This window comes from Thermoflexibacter ruber (genome assembly GCF_900113045.1).
Taxonomy (GTDB): Bacteria; Bacteroidota; Bacteroidia; order Cytophagales; family Thermoflexibacteraceae; genus Thermoflexibacter; species Thermoflexibacter ruber.
Map to the genome: position 1 here is coordinate 1 of NZ_FONY01000020.1, position 22,399 is coordinate 22,399.

Genomic DNA, 22,399 nt, shown 5'->3' on the forward strand with positions numbered 1-22,399 from the left:
AGATAAGGGTTATATTACTGCACTAAAAGAAGAATTTGCAGAAAGAAACTTGCACTTAATCACTAAGTTAAGAGCTAATATGAAGAAAAATCAAGTATTAACAGAACCACAAGCCTATTATTTAAGGCATAGAGGATTGATAGAAACTGCTTTCGATGTACTTAAAAATCAACTAAATATAGAACATTCAAGGCACAGAAGCCCTAAAAATTTTCTTATTAATTTGCTGGCAGGCTTAATTGCTTATACATTTTTGGAAAAAACACCAAACATAAAAGCATATCCACAAAAATTAGAGGACAAACAAATTGTATTTATTCAAGAAAATGTAAAATAATTCACGTTAAATACGCCATTGTTAAAGATAAATGGAGAAATTTAGAATTGAGCTATTACGTTGAGCCTGAATATGAGCAGTATGCCAAAGCCATCTTTGGGAATACCCCAGAGATGATAGAGTTTTTCTCTAAAATATTGGATTATCCCTTCCCTTGGGACAAGTATGCCCAAGTAGTCGTTAGGGATTATGTTTCTGGGGCGATGGAAAATACCACTGCTACTATTTTTTATGAGCATTTGCAAGTCAATAATCGCTACTTGATAGATGATAACCACGACGGTATTATTGCCCATGAACTGTTCCACCATTGGTTTGGCGATTTGGTAACTACCGAATCTTGGGCAAATCTCCCTCTCAATGAGGCATTTGCTACCTATGCGGAATATCTTTGGAATGAATACAAATATGGTAACGGTGATGCTGATGCGTGGTGGAGCGAGGAGTTGAGTCAATACCTCTCAGAAGCAGAAACCAAAAGAGAACCACTGATTCGCTACTATTACTTAGACAAGGAGGATATGTTTGATAGTCACTCTTACGCCAAAGGAGGGCTTACTTTGCACATGCTCAGGAAGTTAGTAGGTGATGAGGCTTTTTTTACTGCTCTTAGCTTATATTTGAAAAAACATCAATACCAAACCGCAGAAATCCATCACCTAAGAATGGCGTTTGAGGAAGTTACAGGGGAAGATTGGAATTGGTTTTTCAATCAGTGGTTTTTGTCTGCGGGACACCCCGAACTTACCGTTACCGATACCTTTGCCAATGGAGAAGTAATTTTAAAAGTAGTTCAAAATCAAAATCTTACCTATTCGCCACTTTATAGATTGCCTCTGTATGTGGATATTTGGACAAATGGCAAGAAAGCAAGGCATTATATTGTTATTACTCAAAAAGAGCAAGAATTTCGCTTTAAAACTAATCAACAACCAGATTTGGTATTCTTTGATGGGGAAACCCAGTTGGTAGGCGAAGTCAATCACGAAAGGAGTATCGAGGAGTATATTTTTCAGTATAAGTACTCAGACAAATACTTGGCTCGCATAGAAGCCTTAGTGCGTTTATCTGACCAAATCAATGAAAATGAGCAAGTAAGAGAAACTATTTTCCTTGCTCTCAATGACGAGTACTGGCAGATTAGACAAGAAGCAGCACGAGCTTTTGAGAAATATAGTGGAGAAAAAGATACCCCTAAATACATCAACAAGTTGAAAGAAATAGTCTTGAAAGATAAAAAGTCTTTGGTTAGGGCGGTGGCTATCAACGCCTTAGCTGCTCTGGACAATCAAAGTAGTGAAATCTACCTTCAAACGGTCAATGACAGCTCTTATGCAGTAGCAGTCAATTCAATGTATGCCTACGCCAATACGGGAGGGGCAAACGTACAAGACGTGATAGAAAAGTTTGAAAAAGAAGAAAACTTCCTGATAGTGAGAACTATAGCTGAGTTTTATAGTGCATTTAATACAGAAAACAAAATTGAGTGGTATTTAGAAAAAATGAACAAGCGTGCTGGAGGAGAACTGCTCTATTTATTAGATTATTTTGCTAACTATCTTACTAATCAAGAGGCAGATGTACAGACTAAGGGGGCTAACTTGTTAGCAAATAAGGCAAAAAATGACCCCAACCCAACCACGCGTGTTTCGGCTTATCTTGCTCTCAAACGATTGGATAAAGTCAAAGGATTAAAGGAAATCTTGCAAGAAATTCGCAGTGCGGAGAAAGACAAGGAGGCTTTGAATTATTATGATATGATAAAGGAATAAATTGTGCAATTTTGCAAACTGCGTGCAAAATTGAAGGAACTCGGCGATTATAGCAAAGAAAATCAATACACTGAAGAAGCAGAGCCAACAAGACTAAACAACTACAAAATTGAGGTTTAAAACTTACTTTTGCCTACCTGCTTTCAGGCGTTTCGGCGGTAGCCTTTGGTGGCTACAATAATATAGCATTTTTTCAAGATTCCCGCCACTTTGGCGGAGATTTTTTCCTTGAGAGAGCAAGCCACTCATAGCCAAAAAGTTACAAAGAGATTTTTTAGCATATTTTAATAACTTTTAAGATTAATTAACTATTTACCAAAAACAAGCGTTTCAAACTCTTAGGGAAAGTTTGAAACTCTTATTTTTTTTATATATTTGCCAATCAAAATTTTTAACGACAAATTAAAAAAGATGAAATATAAACGGATTCTTCTCAAACTAAGCGGGGAAGCACTCATGGGCGATAAGAGCTATGGCATAGACCCAAGTCGTTTAGAACAGTATGCTCAGGAAATCAAAAAAGTAGCCTCTCAGGGGGTTCAGATGGCGATTGTCATTGGAGGGGGGAATATTTTTAGAGGAGGGCAATCGGAACGCATCGGCATAGACAGAGTGCAAGGCGACCACATGGGGATGCTCGCTACGCTGATAAACGGCATGGCTTTGCAAAGTGCCTTAGAAAAAATTGGAGTTTTTACGCGTCTGCTATCTGCTATTCCTATTAACCAAGTATGCGAACCTTTCATCAGACGCAGGGCTGTGAGGCACTTAGAAAAAGGCAGGGTAGTCATTTTTGGGGCAGGAACAGGGAATCCTTACTTTACTACAGATAGTGCCGCAAGCCTTAGAGCCATAGAGATAGAAGCCGATGTAGTCCTTAAAGGAACTCGTGTAGATGGCATTTATACCGCAGACCCAGAGAAAAATCCCGATGCCAAACGCTATGTGAACGTTTCTTTTGAAGAAGTTTTTAACAAAGGACTTAACGTTATGGACATGACTGCTTTCACGCTTTGCAAAGAAAATAACTTGCCTATTGTGGTTTTTGACATGAATATCCCTGGTAACTTACTAAAATTGGTACAAGGTGAAGAAGTAGGCACTTTGGTTACGATGTAAAATCTTTTAGTCATCAAAATCTGTATTCTTTTAAATCGGAATTAGAAAATAGGTGAAAAGCATATAATAACTTAATAATAAACAATATGAGCGATATAAATAAACACTTGAAAGAAGCTGAGGACTCTATGGAGAAAGCGATAAAGCATACAGCTTCAGAATTACTAAAAGTGAGAGCAGGCAAAGCCTCTCCCAATATGCTTGATAATATTATGGTCAGCTACTATGGTCAGCAAACTCCCCTGCCTCAGATGGCGGCAGTTACCGCCACTGATGCGCGTACTCTAATGGTAAAGCCTTGGGACAAAGGCACTTTGATAGAAATAGAAAGAGCTATTCAAAACAGCGATTTAGGCGTTTCCCCTAAAAACGAAGGAGATACTCTCAGAGTTTCTTTCCCTCCTTTGAGCGAGGAGAGAAGAAAAAACTTGGTAAAACAGGTAAAAAATGAGATTGAAAATGGCAAAATCAAAGTGCGTAACATTCGCAAAGACACTAATGAGTCGTTGAAAAAATTGATAAAAACAGGTACGCCAGAGGACGATGTGAAAAAAGCAGAAACTACTGTACAGAACTTAACAGATAAGTTCATTAAAAAATTAGATGAAATGTTAGCCACCAAAGAAAAAGAACTGCTAACGGTATAAGTACCCAGCCCAAGTTCCATTTCAACTCAAAAGAAGTGGAACTTTTTTTATCAATCTTTCTAAAATGAATACTTAATCCACTATTTATCAACTTTCTATGCAAAAAAAGTTTATCATGCTTGGAGCTATCTTAGCTATGTTAGGAGTAATGATTGGGGCTTTTGGTGCGCATGCCCTCAAACCTATCTTAGAAGCCAATAGTAGAGTAGATACTTTTGAAACTGCGGTAAAATATCATTTTTATCATGCTTTGGGCTTGCTATTTATTGGTTTATTCTCCCATCGCCAGCCCTCCAAATGGTTATCCTATGCAGGAAACTGTCTTTTAGCAGGCGTAATCATTTTCTCTGGCTCTTTGTATGCTTTATGCCTTTCAGGTATTACATTTTTAGGAGCAATTACGCCTATCGGAGGCGTATGTATGATAGCTGGTTGGTTTTTAGTGGTAGTCGCTGTAATTAAGAGAGTAGAATGAGATTGATTGAATGAGGCTATTTAAAGTAAAAACCATTAGGTATTATCCCTACACTCATAGAATCTACTGCACTGCCGTTAGCATTGTATCGAATGACTTTACCATTAGAAACAAAATTTCCTGCATCAGCCGCATAGAGCAAGTTGGTTTGTGTATCAAAACCCAAGCCATAGAAGTACCTGCGAATGAGTGCATTAGTAGGCACACCACTATTGATGCTTTGGCTAAAAACCTTACTGTCATGGATATAAAACAAAGTATTTTTTGCAGAATTAATAATCAAGTTACCTAATCCATGCTTGCTAAAAGCAAAGTTTTGCTCTATTTGATTATTTGCAGGATTGATGCGGATAAGTTGGGCAGGAGCCACAGTTACTGAGGCAGTTCCATTCCATTGGCTTCTCCCTGAGCAAGTTACCCAAATCTTGTTATTAGCATCAAGCACCAAGCTGTTCGGATTGTCTGGCGTAGTGATACCTGCACTTACCTCATCTTTTTGCGTATCAATCACAACAACCTTATTTTCATTGTCAAACCCTCCATTGCAAGCAACATATACCTTGTTGTCCAATTTGAGCATTTTTTCTGCCCCCTTGCCCACAGGAATCGTTTTGGTAATTGCATTGGTTCGCAAGTCTATCACTTTGATAGCACCGTTTATGCCGCCTACTCCCCACTCAGAGATATACCCCTTGTTGTCGTCTATGCCAAGAAAGTAGCGAGGCATTTCCAACCCTTGAATTGTGGCTATTTCTTTGAAATCCCATGCTTGTACTACTTCTACTTTTTTTGCATTATTGACTACTATGTAAGCCTTATCTTTTTGAATACCAATAGATTGGACTATGTTGCCAAGTGGTCTGCCGTTCACCGTTTGGAAAATATCGTTTTCTACTGTTTTGCTTTCACGATTCAAAAAGCTAATCGTACCTGTACCCGTTTGGAAAGGTCCTTCATTCACTATAAAAACACCGTTAGAATATTTGCCTGAGGGGATAGTTTCCTCGTTTTTAGTACAACTTACAGCAAAAATTGCTAAGAAAATAAAAGCGAAAAATTGAAGTTTTAAGTTTTTCATATTTGTAAATATTTGATAGTTAAGAAATTATAATTCTAAAATTGATAACTGACTACTCCCACCCAATTCCTCATAGGCATAGGTCTAAAAGCAATTTGCTGATAGCTGACATTCCAAAGATTATTCACTTGGACTTGAAAACTAAAATATTTGATTTTCTGACTGATAGACAGATTACCAAGTGTAAAAACAGGCAGTTTTTGCGTATTGTCCGAAGTAGTAAAGCGTTCTCCTATAATACTGTGATTATAAAAGATTTGTAAGTTTTTATAAATCAGAGAGAGGCTTGCCTGTGCAGTATGTTTAGGTACGTATATCAACTGCTTGTAAAGGCTTTGCTCATCTCCTCGCCCTATCTGCTGGTTGGTGGAAATCACGTAGTTATACATGATTTTAGGCTGAATTTGCAGGTCATGCCAAGTCAAACTACTTTTAGCACTTAGTTCCACTCCCCTTGACCAAACTTGGAGGACATTATTTGCCGACCACCTCCCTTGGCTATTGGGTAACCAGGCTATCCAGTTGTCTATGAGGCTATTAAATGCAGTAAATCGGGTATGCAAGTTTTTCCCTAATCCGTATTCTATTCCTATTTCCCCGCTCCAGCCATCCTCAGGTCGCAAGTTTGGATTGCCACCGTCCTGCCAATACAAATCATTGAAGGTAGGCACTCTGTAAGTTTTGGCAATATTTCCCTTCAAAGTCCAATTCGGGTTCAAAACTTTTTCAAATCCCAAAGAAGGTGTAAAAGGTGCAAAATGCTTATCTATCAATTCTTTGCGAAGCCCAATGACCATGTTCCAAGTATCTTTGGGGCTGCTGATTTTATGAGAAAAAAACAAAGAAGTCCTGTGTTGGATTTTTCCTGCTCTATACCCATCTGTTTCTGCTTGGAAATAGGTGTGATTCAAGCCAATATTCAAGAGTTGGTAAGGGGAAAGTTGGATTTTACTTTCTGTTTCTCCTATCCAAGTATTGGCTTTACTCAATGCAGTTAGTTGAATATCAGGATTTTGGTAAACCAACTTTTCTTTGAAAAAAGCAGCGCGAACAAAGTAAGTAACTATTTTTCTTCTTAGTTGCCAATTGCTTGTAAGTCTGAGGCTTTCATCTTGCTGGGAGGCTTTGCTTTCGCTTGTGGTTAGGGTAGGGGGGATTTGTCTGTCTGCATTCAGATACCAAATCTGCAAGTCAAGTTGCTGATTATCATTAATTTTGAAATAGTTTTCTTGCAAAAAACCGTATTGAGAAAAAGCACTATTGCTTTGCTTTTCCGTAGGCTTCCCAAACTTAGCAATATTGATAAAAGAAAAATTATTTTGAGCAGTGTGATGCAGGAGTTTTAGACTTGAAACAAACTTTTCTTTGCTGATTTTCAGCTTGATACCTTGCATGAAATCAGCAAAGCTACCTGCGCTTAGGCTGGCAGAAAACTGAAGTCCTTTGCGAAACTCGGGAGTATTATTCAAATGGATAGCCCCGCCTACTGCTCCGCTGCCAAACAAAGCACCTGCTCCTCCATGTTGGATATGAGCATTTTCCAAGAAAAAAACAGGCAACAAGGCAAAGTCCACATTGCCATTCATGGAATTTTGTAAATTAAATCCGTTCCACAATACCGCTGTATGGCTTGCCCCTGTTCCTCTAAGCGAAGGAGTTGCTAAGCTACCCAAGCCATAGCTTTTGATGAATACCTGCGATTGGGAAGCCAGCAAGTCTGCCAAGTTATTGATTTGGAAGTTTTTAAGCAAAGTGCTATCTATCTTTTGGAGGTGATTTCCAGAAGAAAAATAGTGCAAGCGGTTTGCTTGGATAAACACTTCTTTGAGTGCTTGTGGAGGCAGACTGCCTGCTTGTCCAAAAGCAAAAAAAGCCATGCTTAGCAAAACTAAACACAGTAAAAATAGACGCATAGCATTGATTTTGACTACTTTACTTTCTTGCTTTTTACCCGAAAGCCAGAAACTCGATGGGCTATGGCAGGTCTCCTGACTTGCTCTTCTTTTCCGCCTTCCCGTTGTCAGAACAGTGGCAATGAGGTATGGAAAAGGATATTAAAAATGAGCTTACAGTTGCGGGAACAGTGCCTGATTTACACAGGACTTCCCTTATTAAGGCAGTAAGTTGGTTTACTTACAAGCCACCGATAACCGAGTGCAAAGGTAGGTTTTTTTTTAAAAAGACAAAATTTTGCTACAGTAAAAAACTTATTAATGTTTAAAATCAATTAATTTTAGCATATTAGCACCTCAAAATACAGTATACGATGCTCAATTCTTTTAAAAGTTTTTTTAAAAAATATTTTATCACAAAAGCAGAGTTTCAAAAAGAGATACATCTCTTACAAAAAGAAATACAAGCCAATCGTTTTTTACTTGGGCAAATTAAAGTGCAACAAATCAAAGAGTTATGCAATAATATTTCATCAATTCAAGAGGCAGAGTTTCAGGTATTTTCTCAGTTTGGAGATGATGGGATTATCCAATACTTGATTCAACAAATTCCTATCAATCAGCAAGTTTTTATAGAGTTTGGGGTAGAGAGATACACCGAATCAAACACGCGTTTTTTGCTGATGAATAATAATTGGAGTGGTTTGGTAATAGATGGTGATGAAAAGAACATAAATTTTATCCAACAAGATGAAATTTACTGGCGATATGATTTGACGGCAGTCTGTTCGTTTATTACTGCGGAAAATATCAATCAAATTTTTGTAAATCACGGATTTGTAGGTGAAATTGGTTTGCTGAGCATAGATATAGATGGTAATGATTATTGGGTCTGGAAGCAGATTGCTTCGGTCAATCCAGTAATTGTGATTGTAGAGTATAATAGTGTCTTTGGATTACTGCCTATTACTATTCCTTATCAAGCTGATTTTGTGAGGACTAAGGCTCATTTTTCTAATCTGTATTGGGGAACTTCTTTGGGTGCCTTGTATCACTTAGCAGAGGAAAAAGGCTACTATTTTGTTGGGACGAATAGTGCGGGAAATAATGCCTATTTCATTAGAAAGGACAAACTTAAATTAGATGCTGTGCCTAATTTGACTCCGCTTACTTTGGAACGAGGCTTTACCGAATCAAAGTTTCGTGAATCTCGCAATCAACAAAACGAACTTACTTTTTTGAGAGGGAAAAACCGCTTAAAAGCCATAGAAGATTGCGAAGTATATCATGTACTGGAAAACAAAATATTTAAAATTAAAGAGTTGATTTAAAATTAACAATTTATCATTTTCAAAATTAGCTTAAATGATAGTTTTTAACAAAGCGACTCCTTAACTTTGTGATGCCTTTCTTTTACCAAAGAAGTTTTTTTAAGTGATTGATACATTTTAGTTTCCAAATAGTAAAAATGTCAGAAGAAAAAGAAATGTCGTTTTTAGACCATCTCGAGGAACTCAGATGGCATATTATCAGGTCGTTAGGGGCTGTAGTAGTGTTTATGATTGTAGCTGTTTTTATTAACCAATACATTTTCGAGCATATTATTTTTGCTCCTTCTAAGCCCGATTTCATTACTTATCGCTTGCTTTGCCAACTTTCAGAAGCTACCTGCATCAAAGAACTGCCTTTTGAAATCCAGAGCCGCCTGATGACTGGGCAGTTTACTATGTATATTGCCTCGCTTTTTGTAGTAGGGTTGATATGTTCCTTTCCTTACATCTCTTGGGAAATTTGGCGATTTGTCAAACCTGGACTATACGACAATGAAAAAGGAGCAACAAGAGGTGCGGTTTTCTTTGTCAGCTTTCTTTTTATTGCAGGAATTTTATTTGGCTATTTTATACTTACTCCTTTGGCAGTCAATTTCTTAGCCAATTTCCAAATTTCTCCTACCATCAAAAATGAGTTTGACATCGTTTCTTACGTTTCTACGGTGATGATGCTGGTCTTGGGTTGTGGAATTATCTTCCAACTTCCTGTAGCGGTATTTTTCTTGTCAAAAGTAGGTTTTATTACACCTCAACTCATGCGCACTTATCGCCGCCATGCAATTGTTGTGGTGTTGATATTAGCAGGAATTATTACGCCGCCTGATGTGCTAAGCCAAGTGATTATCAGTTTGCCTGTATTGCTTTTGTATGAGATGAGTATTTTTATTTCTGCTTGGGTAGTAAAAAAACAAGCCAAAGAAGAAGTAGAGGAGTTAGCTAAAGACCAGTTGGCACAAAGTACAGAATTGCAATCTTGATTTTTTACACTCAAATCATCTATAAAATTTACTAAAATTTTGGGTTTTAACCATAGCACATATACTTTTGAAACCGACTTTACTCATTCTCGCCGCAGGGGTAGGAAGCCGCTACGGCGGTCTAAAGCAAATAGATAGCATAGGCGTAAACGGAGCAACTATCTTAGAATACTCTATATATGATGCTTTGCGAGCTGGCTTTGGAAAGATTGTTTTGCTGATTCGCAGAAGTATTGAGCAAGATTTTAAGGCAGTTTTTAGTGAAAAATTCAAAAATCTACCTTTGCAATATGCTTTCCAAGAAAACGATATGCTCCCACCTGATTTGGTTCATTTGGGCACTGCTCGTCAGAAACCTTGGGGGACAGCTCACGCCGTTTGGTGCGCTCGCTATGCTATCCAAGAACCTTTTACGGTCATCAATGCCGATGATTTTTATGGAGCAAGTGCTTTTCAAGTCATTGCCAAGGAATTGGAAAAAGTTGATAATCAAAGTAATGAGTACTGTATGGTCGGCTATTATCTAAAAAATACCCTTTCTGAATCTGGCTCAGTGGCTCGTGGGGTCTGCTCTGCTGACAAGCAAGGCTACTTGACGACAGTTGTAGAGCGAACCGACATTCAGCAGACCGAAAAAGGCATAGTTTGTAACTTACAAGCTGAGCCTATCTACCTGACGGGAAATGAGTTAGTTTCTATGAACTTCTGGGGATTTACGCCTACCTTTTTTGACCATGCAGAAAAAATGTTTACTGACTTTTTGAAAGACAACGCAGAAAACCCCAAAGCAGAGTTTTTTATACCCTTAGTAGTCAATCACTTAATTCAACATCAGCTTGTAAAAGTAAAGGTGTTGAGCAGTAAAGATGAGTGGATAGGAGTTACCTACTCGGCAGATAAAGAAAGTGCCTCCAAAAAAATTCATGAATTAGTCGCTCAAGGAAAGTATCCGAGCAAATTGTTTTAAGGCATTGTCTTATTTGCCTACCAAAAAGTGGTAGCCCACTCCTTTGATAGCAACAATTTCTATTTTCTCATCGTCTTTGAGATAATCTCTCATGCGAGTAACATATACGTCTAAGTTCCGAGAGTTAAAGAAGGAGTCGTCATTCCAAACTCTCAATAGAATTTCTTTTCTCTGCACAATCACATTCTGATTTTCAGCAAAAATCTTAAAAAGTTCTATTTCTCTTGCAGAGAGTTTGCGTACCTGTTCGCCTAACTTCAATTCGTATTTTTCAGGGTTTAGTTCGTATTTCCCTATTTGGATAGTGCCGCTAAATGGGTTGGCTTTGCGGGAGGTAATTTGCAGTAGATTGTTGATGCGTGCTATGAGTTCCTCTAAGCTAAAAGGTTTCCTAATGTAGTCATTCCCACCTACTTCAAAGCCTTTGAGTACATCTTCGGTTTGCGTTTTTGCTGTTACAAATAGAATAGGCAAGTTTGGATTGATTTTGCGAATTGCCAGAGCCAAAGAGAAACCGTCCTGATTGGGCAACATCACATCAAGGATACAAATGTCAGGGTTAAACCTCTCAAAATGACTTAAAACTTCCTTGCCATCGGATACCATGATCACCTCAAATTCTTTGGTTTCTAAGGTATCCTTCACTATTTTTGCTAAGAAAATTTCATCTTCTACATATAGTATTTTGCTCTTTTTCATAGATTTATGTATTACTTACCTTCCTTTACAGTATTAGACTCACAAAGAATTTCCCGCAGGGCGTTTGTTTTTTTCTAAATCTTCTTGGAATCTGAGGGCTTCTTTTTTAAGTTTTTCTACTATTTCAGGATATTTTTTAGCTAAGTTTTCCTGCTCGCTTGGGTCTTTTTCCAAATCATACAGAGATAGCTCTATCTGTTTTTGTATAGTTTTCCCTCTTTGCCCGTCATTGCCAGCTTTCTCTACTGATTCGTAGGTATGAGGCAGGTGTAGTTTCCATTTCCCTTGCCTAATGGCTTGCAATTCATGAATTTGGAAAAAATAATGGAAATCTCTTGGGCTTTTTGCTTGTGGGTTATTTTCTAATAAAGGTAAAAAATTTTTTCCGTCTATGGCTTTATTGGGCAGTTTAGCACCTGTTATCTGAGCTAAAGTAGGCAAAATGTCTATCAAACCTACTACCTTATTGCAAGTACTTCCCGCAGGGATTTTACCTTTCCACCAAGCAATCATAGGTACTCTTACTCCCCCCTCAAAGGTAGTTCCTTTACCTTCTCGGAATATGCCTGATGAGCCAGCATGATTGCCATAAGTAAGCCATGCTCCATTGTCCGAAGTAAAAATAATCAGTGTATTATCATCTAATTTATGCTTTTTCAATGCTTTGATTATCTCGCCAACTGACCAGTCTATCTCTTGGATTACATCAGCATATAATCCTTTTTTAGACTTCCCCTCAAATTTTTTAGAAGCAAAAATAGGAACATGAGGCATAGAATGAGCCAAATATAAGAAAAAAGGCTTTTGTTTATTACTTTCTATAAAGTTCAAGGCTTTTTCTGTATAACGCTTGGTAAGCAAACTTTGGTCTGGGTTTTTCTCTATTTCTTTTTCTCCTTCTATCAAAGGCAGGTCTGACCACATGCCATCAGGTGTTAGGGGGTACATATCATTGCTGTAAGGTAAGCCAAAAAACTCATCAAAACCATGCTTGGTTGGCAAGTGTGGTGAGTGATGTCCTAAGTGCCACTTGCCTATACAAGCAGTAGCATAACTTTTGGTTTTAAGAAGCTCGGGTAGCGTCTCTTCGTCTGGGTGCAAACCCACAAAGTATTTATCCTTTGTCCATGCAGGACCTTCGGGACCTACTACCCAAGGAATCCCTACTCGCTGTGGATAACAACCTGTCAGCAAAGCGGCTCTGGAAGGAGAACACTGAGGTTGGGAATAAAAATCGGTGAACTTCATGCCTTCCTTAGCCAATTTGTCCAAGTAGGGGGTGGGATAATTTGCACCGAAGCAAGCAATATCAGCATAAGCTAAGTCATCAGCAAAGATAATGATGACATTAGGAAATGTATCTTTCTGCCTCTCGGCAAAACTAAGAAATAAAAAAAGTAATAATACGATAGAAATAAACTTCATACATTTCTTAAAAAAAATATTTATAAGGAAAGAAAAAATAGGCTTATAAAAGGTTGTACTTAAAATAATGTTCAAGATATACATTTTTTAAGAATTTTGGCACAATTATTTTGAAAGATATTTGATAAAAGTATGTAAAAAACTTACTTTGTAAAAAATTAGACCTAATTTTGTAAACCTATTTTGTATCAAAACGTAAATACTATTTAGAATGGAACTTCTAATACAAAACGAAGACAAGTTTCATATCATCAGTATCATAGGAGATTTAGATGCAAGTTCTTCTGTCATCTTTGATAGTGCCTTAGAAGAAGCAATTAATGCAAAGGCAAAAAACATATTGATAGATTGTTCACAGTTAGACTACATCTCTTCCCCCGGTATTGGTGCATTTACTTCCCGATTAGAAGAGTGTAACCAAAATAACATTCAATTAGTGCTTTATGGAATGAGTCCTAAAATTGAAAATGTATTCAAAATATTAGGCTTAGACCAACTGATAGTAATTAAAAAAACTAAAGAAGAAGCCAAAATTTACGCAAATGATGCACAGTTTACAAGTCCCTTGCACTAAGGAAAATTTAAAAGAAATAAGATATTTTGTTGAAAATGCCTTAAATAGATATGAAATATCTACTGACGATATTTATTTCATCAAACTTGCCATAGATGAAATCTGTGCAAATCTCATTATACACGCTCACCATTGCAATCATGAAGACTTCATAGAAGTAAAGATTAAAAACGAGGGAAACACCTTTATCTTTGAGATTCATGACCAATCTAACGACAACTTCAATTTGTTAGAATACAAAGTTCCTGATATTCAACAAATTATTGCTAATAAGAAAAACGGCAATATGGGTTTGATTTTAGTAAGAAAAATCATGGACGAAATAGAATTAGAAAGATGCGAAGGGCATAATATTTGCCGACTTTATAAATCTATTCCCCAAGCGAATAGTTGAGTTAAGTTTTTTATTTTCTAAATTTTTCTATTGCTCAAACAAACCAAATCATGCCAAATACAAGCCGTTTTAAAATCGTGGAGTATGCAGAGGCATCTCCCGAAGTAAAAGCCATTTACGACGAGACTATGGCACAGATGGGGATTCCCTTCGTGCTAAATTGGTTTAAGTGTCAAGGACAAAATGCCACCTTACTACGTGGGAATTGGGAAAAACTCAAAACCTCCATGCTCTTAGGGCAAATTCCTTTCGTGCTAAAGCAACTGATTATCTATAACATTTCTCAGAAAAAAGGCTGTACCTATTGCGCCCATGCTCACGGAATCATGGCGGATAGTTTCAGTAAAACTTTTAATGAGGCAGAGGGTTTCAAAATTACACAAAATATGAATAGTAACTATATCCCCGCAAGCTATAAAGTAGCGATTGATATAGTTACCAAATGTGCATTGACTCCTGCTGCGACTACAGAAGAAGATTTTGAAAAGCTCAGAGATGAGGGCTACTCAGACTTAGAAATCCAAGAACTCATGGCTTTGGCAGATTTGACCAACATGCTCAATACGATTGCCGATATTTCAGGGATTAAAATAGACAATGAGTTGATGGAAACTAAATAGGAATGAGTAGTATTTCATTAGAAGAAAAATCACTTAGACTTCGGTATGAGGCTTTCTCCAACTTAGCCAATGAGGTAAATAAAGCACAAAATTGGAAGGAAGTGGGTAAGGCTATTACTGCTCATTTGAAGTTTATGGTAGATTTTTTTGCTTTTCGTTTTACTTATGCCCAAAACATTGACAAAATCACTTATCAAATCTTTAGGGGTAATTATCAATATTGGCTTAATTTAGCAGATGAGATTACCCCTTTTGAATCAGAATGTAGCAATAGGGGTATTCCTATCAAACTTGATAAGAATGAAATTAGCGGCATAGCCAACTTCCAAAATACCTTATTTGCTCATGAAAGAATTAATGAGATTTTTATACTTCCTCTGTTTTTTCATGCCAACGAAAATGCCATTCTCATAGCCGCCAATAAGAACTTTATCGAATATTCTGAGATAGATTTTAGATTTTTCCGCTCTGTAGCAGAACTTTTGTCTACTAAAATTTCACAGATTTTTTTAGCAGATAACTTGGCGAAGAAAAACCAAGAATTAGCAGAGGCAAATGAGGAGATTACTCAAATCAATGCTAACTTAGAAAAGATAGTCGCTGAGCGGACTTTTAAACTTAAAGAAGCCAATAAAGAACTTAATACCCTTTTTTACAGGACATCACATGATTTTCGCCGTCCTCTTACCTCTATTTTGGGTTTGGTCAAGCTGGCTCAAATGAGTATAAAAGATGAAATGGCATTGGAGCTATTTAAAAAAACAGCTAATACAGTACAAGAGTTGGAGAAAATGCTTCTTAAACTCCAATCTATTAGCACAAGTGATGAGGTAATTATTACAGAAGTAGTTGATTTTCGTAAAATTATTGATTCAGTTAGGTATAAGTTTACTCACTTACTTTCTCAAAAGAATATTCGCTTTGAGTTTATCAATAATACCCAACCAACTTTTTATTCTAATCCTACAGATTTGTCAGTTATCATAGAAAACTTGGTAGAAAATGCCATCTATTTTTCTTCCTCAAAAGACCCATTTATTAGAGTAAATATTTCTATATCAGAAAAATATACGCTTATTGAAGTAGAGGATAACGGACAAGGGATAGAAGAAAATTTAAAGAAAAATATTTTTGAGATGTATTTCAGAGCCAATGAAAATTCCAAAGGCAACGGACTTGGCTTATATGTGGTGAGAAAATTGGTACAAAAGCTATCAGGCAAAATTTATGTAGAAAGTGAAGTAAACAAAGGCAGTAAGTTTGCTATCTTACTGCCTCATTGAAGGTAAAAAGCGAGCTTAGTTTTTTAGTCCTTCCTTGAGCAATAATTCTATATCTTTAATGAGCAAATCAACTTTCTCGGCTTTAGTACCGTCATAGTAACCTCTGATTCTGCGGTTTTTATCTATCAATACAAATGCGCCACTATGGATAAAACCTCCCGCTTCATTGGCATCTTCTTTTGCGGCTACAAAATATCCCTTTTCTGCGATTTGATAAATCTCATCTTTTACCCCTGTAACAAAGTTCCATTGCTTAGTATCTACTTCTAAACGAGAGGCATAGTCTTTTAAAACTGCTACGCTGTCATGGTAGGGGTCTATGGTATGAGATAGAATTTTTACTTCAGGGTTATGCTTAAAATGCTCGTGCAGTCTGAGCATTTGCGTTTTCATAATAGGACAGATAGTAGGGCAGGAGGTAAAGAAAAAATCTACTACATAAACTTTATTTTTAAAATCTTCCTGTGTAATCCATTGGCTATCTTGATTAATAAATTTAAAATCAGGGACTTGGAAATAGATAGTGTCTATTACTTCTTTTCCATCAATCATTTTACTTTTTGTTTTTTTTTCGCCCAAGATAGGTAATTTTCTTTCTTGCTGACAAGCAGAAAAAAATACTAAGCCTATAAAATAAAAAAAGACAAATATTTTGATTTTCATAAAATTGGTATGAGTTATTTTTTACAAAAATACAAAATTTAATACATTTGTTTCAAAGAAAAATCAGATGACGGACTATACTTTATTGATGTTACTTATTGCGATTCCTGTGGCAGTAACCATGGGCTTAGTCATTTCTAAGATTGTGCAGACTTTTGTAGGAAGTGGGGGAGGTAGTCGGCAAAATTTGCAAGGAATGGAAAGTAAAATCCAAGAACTGCAACAAAGAGTAGAAAACTTGGAAACTATCATCACGAGTATAGACCCTGACCTGCTCGAGGGTATGATGAAAATACAACACCTCAATCACCCGAAAACTGCTCAAAGACAAACTCAACGCTTAGCAGATACGGCGAGCAAGCCCAATGACGTTCCCTTAGATGAAAACTTTAAAATGGTGCTAAATAAGATTTTAATGAAAATAGATAGCTTTTTAGACGATAAGAAAAAGTAGATTAGTTTTATAGCTTCTGGTTTATAGTTTATGCTTGGATATTATAAAAAATTAGCTTTTCTTTTGATTTTCAATATAATAAGTGTATCGGCTTGGGCTTGGGGCTTTTTTGGACATCAACGCATCAACCGCATGGCAGTTTTTACACTCCCTCCTGAAATGTTTACTTTTTATAAACATCATATTCGCTACATTACCGAAAATGCTGTTAATCCTGACAAAAGACGCTATGCAGTAGTAGGCGAGGCAGAAAGGCATTACATTGACATAGATGTCTATGGGGATAGCGCGATTTTTAAAATGCCACGTCGCTGGGAAGAAGCAGTTGCTAAATATACAGAAGATACCCTAAGAGCCTACGGGATAGTTCCTTGGCATCTGTCATTGATGAAGTTTCAGTTAGTCAATGCCTTTAAAGAGCGAAATGCCATCAAGATTTTGCGAATCTCGGCTGATATGGGACATTACATTGGCGATGCAAATGTACCTTTGCACACCACAGAAAACTACAATGGGCAAAAAACTGGGCAGTACGGGATTCATGGCTTCTGGGAATCGCGCTTGCCTGAGCTTTTTGCAGACGACTATAACTATTTTTTTGAAAAAGCCCAGTATATCAAAAATGTAACAGAGAGAGCGTGGAGAGCAGTTACCAATGCTCACTTAGCTTTGGATTCGGTTTTGCGATTTGAAAAGGAACTTACCAAGCAGTTCAGTGAGGATAAAAAATTTAGCTTTGAAACACGTGGGAATATTACGGTCAAGGTATATTCTAAAGAGTTTTCTGCGGCTTATCATCAATCGTTAGCGGGGCAGGTGGAGCGACAGATGCGTACTTCTATTCAAATGGTAGGGGATTTCTGGTACACTGCTTGGATAGATGCAGGACAACCTAACTTAGATAGCTTGCTTTCTACAGATAAGGAAGAAATAAAAAGGCTGGAGGAGGAAGATAATAACTTAGAGCCAAATCCCAATATCAAAACACGTTCTCATGATACAGGTTTGATACCTGATATAAAACCTACTTACTACTTTGGGAAAAATATATTTAGAAGAAAAGAGGAAGGAGGCTTTTGAAAGGGAATAAAGCTATTTTATCTGTATTCTGATTTTCTTTTAAAAAGTCATATTTTCTTGCGTAAAATTGTCAAACTATAATCTAATGAATCACCAAATTGTAGAGTGTGTACCTAACTTTTCAGAGGGGAGGGACAGGAAAATTATCAGTGAAATAGCTTCAGCTATCCAAGCAAACAACGACATTCAACTTTTAGAGATAGACCCTAACGAAGATGCTAATAGAACTGTCATTACTTTTGCTGGCTCGCCAGAGGCGGTTGTCGAGGCTGCATTTGCAGGAATAGCCAAAGCGAGTGAGCTGATAGATATGAGCCAACAAAAGGGAACGCATCCTCGTATAGGAGCGACTGATGTCTGTCCGCTTGTTCCTTTGCAAGGAATCACTATGGAGGAAACGGTAAGATATGCTCATAGCTTGGCAGATAGGGTGGGCAGAGAGCTTAATATTCCTGTTTATTGCTATGAGTATGCTGCTCTTCGCCCTGAGCGTAAAAATTTGGCTTTTATTCGCAAAGGAGAGTACGAAGGATTGGCTAAAAAAGTGCAAAATACTGATTTTCAACCAGATTTTGGTAGCCCTGTATTTAATGCTAAGTCTGGTGCGACAGTGATAGGTGCGAGAGATATTTTAATAGCCTACAACTTTAACTTAAATACCCAGTCTGTATCTATTGCTAAAAAGATAGCCGCAGAAGTAAGAACCTCTGGAAATGGCATTGGGAGGCTTAATCATTTGAAAGCCATAGGTTGGTATATGGAGCATTACGGCATAGCACAAGTATCTACTAATCTGACTAACTTTCGACAAACCTCTTTGCATCTGGTTTTCCAAACAATTAGCAAAGTAGCACAAAAATATGAAACAGAAGTCATAGGCTCTGAGTTAGTAGGATTGATTCCTCTTCATGCTCTTACTGACAATGGAAAAATGGAAATAGACCAAGCGATTGACTATTTGGGCTTGAATGTGCTAAGACCCTTTCTGCCAGAAAAGAAAATTATAGAATTGCTACTTGGGATAGAAGTAATATAAAGGAACTATTTGAAATTTTACATTTTTTAAAATAAATTGGCTCTGAATGCCAATATTATTCAACCCTTTTACCTAATGCTACAATGCAAAACTTTAAGGAAAAAATAGATTTCATAATCGGGCTGGGAATAACTCCATTGCTTTCTCCCCAACAGCAACAGACGGTTAGGATAATCAATGGCATCAACCTGATTTTCTTATGTATGCTTGTGCTGGTATTTTTTACCAATATCTTCTCCCAAAATTATATACAGTCTTTTACTAACCTAATGATAATCTTCTTGCTATGCTTACCTATTTTTATTTGGAACTACAAACAATACTATCAAGCTGCTAAAATTCACTTTACGGTTGGTGCGTTTGTCGCAATCGTCATGAGTACCCTTACTGCTTATAAGGCAGAAAGATTCAGTGAAACTGAAAATGTTGCATTTTTAACAGCTATTGTGATAGTCTTACTGTTTGAAAAAAAGCTCAAAGTCATGTTATATCTCTTGCTCACTGCTTTGTTATTTGGGCTGAAGGCTCTAAAACTAATTCTTATGCAAGGCAGTATAGATTTGCTTTATTTTCATACGCTCATCAATACCTCTATCGTGTTGGTAGGCATTTATAGCTTTACTACCTTCTTTAGAAATAAGTTACTTGCAAGTAATACTTCTTTACAAGAGCTGATGCAACAACTCAAAGTTCAAAATGAGGAAATTAGTTTGCAAAATGAGGAGATTAGAGCACAAAATGAGGAGATTAGAGCACAAAATGAGGAGATTAGAGCACAAAATGACCAACTCATAGTACAACAAGACCTATTAGATTATCAAAAAAATGTATTGAGAAGTTTGATAGATGCGCTTCCTATTTTCGTTGCCTTATTGGACAAAGAAGGTAAGTATATCATTGCCAACAAGCCGTATGAACATGCTTTCCAAATGCCTACTGAACAAATTGAGGGTAATCATTATTCCAAAGTGCTTACCCCAGAACTTGTCAAAAATCATCGTCCCTTGATAGAGCAAGGATTAGAGGGAAAAGGTAGTAGTTTCGAAGAATTTACGATTTTACCTAATGGACACAAAACCTATTCGTACGGGAAATATACTCCCATTTTTAATTCAAATAATACAGAAGTGCAGTTTTTAGCAGTATTTGTAACTGATATTACAGACTTAAAGGAAAGCGAAAAAAAACTTGCCGCTGCCAACAAAATCAAAGACAAACTATTTTCTATTATCTCTCATGACCTCCGCAGTCCTTTGAATTCTTTGTTTTCTTTAATTGAAATTGTTGAAAAAGAACTTATTACAGAACAAGAACTAAGAGCTTGCCTTACTGATCTGACCAAAAGTGTTACTTCTGTTTCTCAACTCCTTGAAAACCTGTTGCAATGGTCAAGAAGCCAAATAGAAAATCAAACCATTCAACCTAAAACTTTCTCTTTAAGGGAAGTCATAGAAAATAATTTTAATTTGCTTAGAAAGCAAGCCGAGCAGAAGCAAATCCAACTTTTCTCAGATGATACCGATGTGTTAGTTTTTGCAGATAAAAATACCATTGACTTAGTAGTTCGCAATCTCTTATCTAATGCCTTGAAATTTAGTAACTTCAACAGTAAAATCGAGGTAATAGTAGAAGCGAAAGACAAGTTTGCCAATATAAGTATCAAGGACTATGGCATAGGCATACCCGATGGAATCTTACATAAGTTGCTTAGAGAAGAACTTGTCAGCACACAAGGAACAGGTAAGGAAAAAGGAACAGGACTGGGACTCATGCTTTGTAGAGAATTTGTTGAGAAAAATGGAGGGAAACTAAATATCATTAGCCAAGAAGGCAAAGGAAGCATTTTCTCCTTTACCATTCCTCTGGCTTCTGCTAATGGCGAATAAAATGGCACGAACTTTTTTGAAAGTGTTTAATTTTACTCAACTTTGCAGTGCAATTTTTTTCAATACTAATACAATGGCATTAAAACAAAAATCTCCAAAAGAGTCCTTTGTTACCATGACAGAAATGGTACTCCCCAATGATACCAACCCACTGCACAACCTCATGGGGGGGCGAATGATGCACCTGATAGACATTGCAGGGGCTATCTCGGCACAAAGACATTCTCAACGAATAGTAGTTACAGCTTCGGTAGATAATATTTCTTTTCATCACCCTATCAAATTGGGGAGCGTTATTACCTTAGAAGCCCGAGTAACAAGAGCCTTTAATTCTTCTATGGAAGTCTATGTGGAAGTATATGCAGAAGACCTATCCATAGACAGTAAAATATTGACTAACAAGGCTTTTTTGACCTTTGTTGCTATCGACCAAGCAGGGAATCCTATTCACGTGCCAGGGTTGGTTCCAGAAACAGAAGACGAGAAAAAACTATACGAAAGTGCTTTACGCCGCAGGCAGTTACGCTTGATTTTGGCGGGAAGAATGAAACCTGATGAGGCTACTGAATTAAAGTCTTTATTTGAGGACTTGAAATAAGTTTTTATGTGTGAAATAGGCAAATCTCTTGTTTAATTTCTCCAAAAAGGCTTTTAGTACGCTCAGGACGAGCATCGGTAAGAAAAACCTGACCAAATTTGCCACTTGCCATCAGTTCCATGAGTTTTTTGATGCGGCTATCGTCTAATTTGTCAAAAATATCGTCTAAGAGTAAAAGAGGTTTTATGTGTTTTAGTTGGCTAAGTAGTTCAAATTGAGCCAATTTGAGTGCGATTACGTAGCTTTTTTGTTGTCCTTGTGAGCCAAATTTATTGATGGAGCGATTCTCTATTTGGAAAATGTAGTCGTCTTTGTGAATGCCCTTAGTAGTGCGTTGGAGGAGAAGGTCTTTTTGAATTTGCTGGCAAAACTCGCTTTCAAAGTCAGCTACCTGTAAGTCAGATTCGTACTTTAAGCTAATTTTTTCCTTCTGATTACAAATGAAAAAATAGTAATTTTCTAAGAGAGGAATAAAAGATTGGACAAACTCATTTCTTTTTTCAAAAATACTCTGAGCCAAAGGCAAAATCTGTGCATCATAAGTTTCTATTAGAGTCTTATCAAAGAAGTTTCTCTCTGCAAACTGTTTCAATAAACTATTCCTTTGCTCTATTGATTTATTGTACTTCAATAGATTGTTTAGATAAGATTGGTCTATTTGGCTGAGCGTATTGTCAAAGAATTTTCGTCTTATTTCGCTCCCTTCTCGGATAAGGTCGGTATCATAAGGAGTCATTAGTACACAAGGAAACTGCCCTATATGCTCACTAATTTTAGTATAAGGTTTTTTATCTACTTTTAGAGTTTTGGATTTTCCCTCTTGCAAACTGCAATGTACCTCGTATTCTTTTTCAGCTTTTTGAAAAAATCCTTGAATCATGAAAAAGCTACTTCCATGCCTAATATGCTGACTATCAGAAAAATTAAATCCACTTTTACTAAGGCAAAGGAAGTGAATGGCATCTAAGAGATTAGTTTTTCCGCTCCCATTTTCCCCTACAATGCCATTGATACCTTCTGAAAACGAAAGTTCAAGTCCTTCGTAGTTTTTAAAATTCAGTAATTGTATTTTTTTGAGTTGCAAACCTTTGA

At 36.9% G+C, this 22,399-nt stretch carries 23 protein-coding genes and 1 riboswitch; of the genes, 17 read left to right on the top strand and 6 right to left on the bottom strand.

The window, feature by feature from the left end; genetic code table 11:
• The 5 genes from BM141_RS11795 to BM141_RS11815 all read left to right on the top strand — a co-directional run.
• On the top strand, positions 1-337 hold a 337-nt coding region (locus tag BM141_RS11795), incomplete at its 5' end, for a transposase (protein WP_143090840.1).
• A 47-nt stretch (positions 338-384) separates the two neighbouring features.
• Positions 385-2,109 (top strand): M1 family aminopeptidase, encoded by a 1,725-nt coding sequence (locus BM141_RS11800; protein ID WP_143090905.1) that lies wholly within the window; start codon positions 385-387, stop codon positions 2,107-2,109.
• 411 nt (positions 2,110-2,520) lie between these two features.
• Entirely contained in the window at positions 2,521-3,228 is a 708-nt protein-coding gene (gene pyrH, locus BM141_RS11805) for a UMP kinase (RefSeq protein ID WP_091545521.1), read from the top strand.
• Between the two features lie 86 nt (positions 3,229-3,314).
• Positions 3,315-3,875 carry a ribosome recycling factor gene (frr, locus tag BM141_RS11810; protein WP_091545523.1) on the top strand — a complete coding sequence of 187 codons (561 nt, stop codon included), beginning with the start codon at positions 3,315-3,317 and terminating at the stop codon, positions 3,873-3,875.
• A 97-nt stretch (positions 3,876-3,972) separates the two neighbouring features.
• Positions 3,973-4,350: a DUF423 domain-containing protein gene (locus BM141_RS11815; RefSeq protein WP_091545525.1), complete on the top strand. Its 378-nt coding sequence runs from the start codon at positions 3,973-3,975 to the stop codon at positions 4,348-4,350.
• Between the two features lie 16 nt (positions 4,351-4,366).
• Here BM141_RS11815 and BM141_RS11820 read toward each other — a convergent pair whose 3' ends face one another.
• Complete coding sequence (locus BM141_RS11820) at positions 4,367-5,428, bottom strand: DUF5074 domain-containing protein (protein WP_091545528.1); 1,062 nt, start codon at positions 5,426-5,428, stop codon at positions 4,367-4,369.
• Between the two features lie 35 nt (positions 5,429-5,463).
• Positions 5,464-7,341 (bottom strand): TonB-dependent receptor plug domain-containing protein, encoded by a 1,878-nt coding sequence (locus tag BM141_RS11825; RefSeq protein WP_143090906.1) that lies wholly within the window; start codon positions 7,339-7,341, stop codon positions 5,464-5,466.
• Positions 7,342-7,389: 48 nt separating this feature from the next.
• A riboswitch (cobalamin riboswitch) is annotated at positions 7,390-7,588 on the bottom strand.
• 106 nt (positions 7,589-7,694) lie between these two features.
• On the opposite strand from BM141_RS11825, the gene BM141_RS11830 reads away from it, so the two are divergent.
• From BM141_RS11830 to BM141_RS11840, 3 genes are all read left to right on the top strand, one after another.
• Positions 7,695-8,651 (top strand): hypothetical protein, encoded by a 957-nt coding sequence (locus tag BM141_RS11830; RefSeq protein WP_091545530.1) that lies wholly within the window; start codon positions 7,695-7,697, stop codon positions 8,649-8,651.
• 137 nt (positions 8,652-8,788) lie between these two features.
• Positions 8,789-9,628: a twin-arginine translocase subunit TatC gene (gene tatC, locus BM141_RS11835; protein ID WP_245764052.1), complete on the top strand. Its 840-nt coding sequence runs from the start codon at positions 8,789-8,791 to the stop codon at positions 9,626-9,628.
• A gap of 67 nt (positions 9,629-9,695) precedes the next feature.
• On the top strand, positions 9,696-10,595 hold the full coding sequence (locus tag BM141_RS11840) for a nucleotidyltransferase family protein (protein ID WP_091545532.1): 900 nt from the start codon (positions 9,696-9,698) through the stop codon (positions 10,593-10,595).
• Positions 10,596-10,604: 9 nt separating this feature from the next.
• On the opposite strand, the gene BM141_RS11845 is transcribed toward BM141_RS11840, so the two are convergent.
• Positions 10,605-11,294 (bottom strand): response regulator transcription factor, encoded by a 690-nt coding sequence (locus BM141_RS11845; protein WP_091545535.1) that lies wholly within the window; start codon positions 11,292-11,294, stop codon positions 10,605-10,607.
• Positions 11,295-11,333: 39 nt separating this feature from the next.
• Positions 11,334-12,719 (bottom strand): sulfatase family protein, encoded by a 1,386-nt coding sequence (locus BM141_RS11850; protein ID WP_091545713.1) that lies wholly within the window; start codon positions 12,717-12,719, stop codon positions 11,334-11,336.
• A gap of 211 nt (positions 12,720-12,930) precedes the next feature.
• Here BM141_RS11850 and BM141_RS11855 point away from each other — a divergent pair, with 211 nt between their 5' ends.
• Genes BM141_RS11855 through BM141_RS11870 form a run of 4 tightly spaced genes read left to right on the top strand, consistent with a single transcriptional unit; the run spans position 12,931 to position 15,590 of the window.
• Positions 12,931-13,293: an STAS domain-containing protein gene (locus BM141_RS11855; protein WP_091545537.1), complete on the top strand. Its 363-nt coding sequence runs from the start codon at positions 12,931-12,933 to the stop codon at positions 13,291-13,293.
• Entirely contained in the window at positions 13,262-13,687 is a 426-nt protein-coding gene (locus tag BM141_RS11860) for an ATP-binding protein (RefSeq protein ID WP_091545539.1), read from the top strand. Before BM141_RS11855 ends, BM141_RS11860 begins: the two co-directional genes overlap by 32 nt.
• 50 nt (positions 13,688-13,737) lie before the next feature.
• Positions 13,738-14,307, top strand: coding sequence for a carboxymuconolactone decarboxylase family protein (locus tag BM141_RS11865; RefSeq protein ID WP_091545542.1), 570 nt, complete (start codon positions 13,738-13,740; stop codon positions 14,305-14,307).
• Positions 14,308-14,309: 2 nt separating this feature from the next.
• Complete coding sequence (locus BM141_RS11870; protein WP_091545545.1) at positions 14,310-15,590, top strand: sensor histidine kinase; 1,281 nt, start codon at positions 14,310-14,312, stop codon at positions 15,588-15,590.
• Between the two features lie 15 nt (positions 15,591-15,605).
• Here BM141_RS11870 and BM141_RS11875 read toward each other — a convergent pair whose 3' ends face one another.
• Positions 15,606-16,253, bottom strand: coding sequence for an SCO family protein (locus BM141_RS11875; RefSeq protein WP_091545548.1), 648 nt, complete (start codon positions 16,251-16,253; stop codon positions 15,606-15,608).
• A gap of 67 nt (positions 16,254-16,320) precedes the next feature.
• Here BM141_RS11875 and BM141_RS11880 point away from each other — a divergent pair, with 67 nt between their 5' ends.
• The 5 genes from BM141_RS11880 (at position 16,321) to BM141_RS11900 (ending at position 21,307) form a co-directional block, all read left to right on the top strand.
• Entirely contained in the window at positions 16,321-16,707 is a 387-nt protein-coding gene (locus tag BM141_RS11880; protein WP_091545550.1) for a hypothetical protein, read from the top strand.
• 63 nt (positions 16,708-16,770) lie between these two features.
• Positions 16,771-17,787 carry a zinc dependent phospholipase C family protein gene (locus BM141_RS11885; RefSeq protein ID WP_177217360.1) on the top strand — a complete coding sequence of 339 codons (1,017 nt, stop codon included), beginning with the start codon at positions 16,771-16,773 and terminating at the stop codon, positions 17,785-17,787.
• An 85-nt stretch (positions 17,788-17,872) separates the two neighbouring features.
• The gene (ftcD, locus tag BM141_RS11890) at positions 17,873-18,823 is read left to right on the top strand and encodes a glutamate formimidoyltransferase (protein WP_091545553.1); all 951 of its coding nucleotides are present in this window, start codon (positions 17,873-17,875) and stop codon (positions 18,821-18,823) included.
• Between the two features lie 83 nt (positions 18,824-18,906).
• Positions 18,907-20,709 carry a PAS domain-containing sensor histidine kinase gene (locus BM141_RS11895; RefSeq protein ID WP_091545556.1) on the top strand — a complete coding sequence of 601 codons (1,803 nt, stop codon included), beginning with the start codon at positions 18,907-18,909 and terminating at the stop codon, positions 20,707-20,709.
• 73 nt (positions 20,710-20,782) lie between these two features.
• Positions 20,783-21,307 carry an acyl-CoA thioesterase gene (locus BM141_RS11900; RefSeq protein WP_091545715.1) on the top strand — a complete coding sequence of 175 codons (525 nt, stop codon included), beginning with the start codon at positions 20,783-20,785 and terminating at the stop codon, positions 21,305-21,307.
• A 4-nt stretch (positions 21,308-21,311) separates the two neighbouring features.
• On the opposite strand, the gene recF is transcribed toward BM141_RS11900, so the two are convergent.
• Positions 21,312-22,391 (bottom strand): DNA replication/repair protein RecF, encoded by a 1,080-nt coding sequence (gene recF / locus BM141_RS11905; protein WP_091545558.1) that lies wholly within the window; start codon positions 22,389-22,391, stop codon positions 21,312-21,314.
• Positions 22,392-22,399: the final 8 nt, after the last annotated feature.